The organism is Carnobacterium sp. (assembly GCF_032094055.1).
In the GTDB taxonomy this organism is placed as follows: domain Bacteria; phylum Bacillota; class Bacilli; order Lactobacillales; family Carnobacteriaceae; genus Carnobacterium_A.
The window spans coordinates 1-1,160 of sequence record NZ_DAMDAK010000118.1; the positions used below are offsets into that span (position 1 = coordinate 1).

Sequence of the window (1,160 nt, forward strand, 5' to 3'; positions counted from 1 at the left end):
TTTTAACCGAACTGGATCAAAAACAGAAGCAGTGGTGGCAGAACACCCAGATAAAAAATTAGTTCCTACCTATACAATTGAAGAGTTTGTTGATTCATTAGAAAAACCGCGTCGGATTTTATTGATGGTTCAAGCTGGAAAAGGGACAGATGCAACAATTCAAGGCCTTTTGCCTCATCTTGATGCTGGAGACGTATTGATTGATGGGGGAAATACCTTCTTCAAAGATACTATGCGCCGTAACGAAGAATTAGCCGAATCTGGCATCAACTTTATTGGAACAGGAGTTTCCGGCGGAGAGGAAGGAGCTTTACTAGGACCTGCAATTATGCCAGGTGGACAAAAAGAAGCTTATGATCTAGTAGCTCCTATTTTAGAAAAAATTGCCGCAGTTGCTGAAGATGGAGAACCTTGTGTGACTTATATTGGGCCGAACGGAGCCGGACATTATGTTAAAATGGTTCATAACGGGATCGAATATGGAGATATGCAATTAATTGCTGAATCGTATGATGTATTGCGTAAAGTAGTTGGTTTATCAGTTGATGAGGTGGCAGAAGTTTTTGCTGAATGGAACAAAGGTGAACTAGACAGCTTTTTGATTGAAATTACTGCCAATGCGTTAACAAAAAAAGATCCTGAAACAGGTAAGCCAATGGTGGATATTATTTTAGACCGTGCAGGGAACAAAGGTACAGGTAAATGGACTTCACAAAGTGCATTAGACTTAGGTGTCCCTCTTCCATTAATCACAGAATCAGTTTTTGCACGTTACATTTCTGCTTTGAAAGAAGAAAGAGTAGCAGCAAGCGAAATTTTACCAAAGCCAGCTGAGTATTCATTTGATGGAGACAAAGCGGTTTTAGTAGAAAATATTCGTAAAGCTTTGTATTTCAGTAAAATCATGAGTTACGCTCAAGGGTTTGCTCAAATGCGGACAGCGAGTGAAGAATACGACTGGAATCTACAGTATGGAGAAATTGCAAAAATTTTCCGCGCAGGTTGTATTATCCGCGCACGTTTCTTACAAAAAATTACAGATGCATATGATAAAAACCCAGAATTGAAAAATTTAATGTTGGATGATTATTTTATGGACATTACAAAGAATTATCAAGATGCAGTTCGTGATGTTATTGGGATTGCTGTAAAAGCAGGTG

At 38.8% G+C, this 1,160-nt stretch carries 1 protein-coding gene; it reads left to right on the forward strand.

Annotated features, from left to right (window positions below):
- Positions 1-1,160: NADP-dependent phosphogluconate dehydrogenase (gene gndA / locus RT405_RS12765; protein WP_313470182.1), on the forward strand; the 1,160-nt coding region annotated here is incomplete at both ends.